The organism is Rhizobium ecuadorense, assembly GCF_001187535.1.
GTDB lineage: Bacteria > Pseudomonadota > Alphaproteobacteria > Rhizobiales > Rhizobiaceae > Rhizobium > Rhizobium ecuadorense.
In genome coordinates this window covers 1-329 of record NZ_LFIO01000021.1, presented here as the reverse complement: position 1 = coordinate 329, position 329 = coordinate 1, and the positions used below count along the sequence as shown (strand labels likewise).

Below are 329 nucleotides of genomic sequence, written 5' to 3'. Positions count from 1 at the left end.
GCAAACCAGAGATGGCCGGTGTCGAAGGCCTCGATCTCGGGCCGCACGCCGAGATCCGTCATCTTCTTTGCCATGGCCCGCAGCATGGCCGGCGTGTTGGTCATGACATAGTCGCCGAGATTGAAATTCATCGTGCCGCAGTCGAGCGTGCAGATCTCCGGCAGGCACTCGGCGACATGGCTGACGCGCTCGGTGGCGCCGGCCATATCCGTGCCCTTAGGATTGAGGGGAAGGGGGCTTTCGACATCCCCGAAGATCAGGTCCCCGCCCATGCCGGCGGTGAGATTGAGGACGACGTCGACATCGGCCGAACGGATGCGGTCGGTGAC

At 63.5% G+C, this 329-nt stretch carries 1 pseudogene; it reads right to left on the bottom strand.

What is annotated here, in order from left to right:
* A pseudogene (gene bcoG / locus AF337_RS00665) lies at positions 1 to 329 on the bottom strand (3-dehydrocarnitine:acetyl-CoA trimethylamine transferase BcoG); the annotation flags it as partial.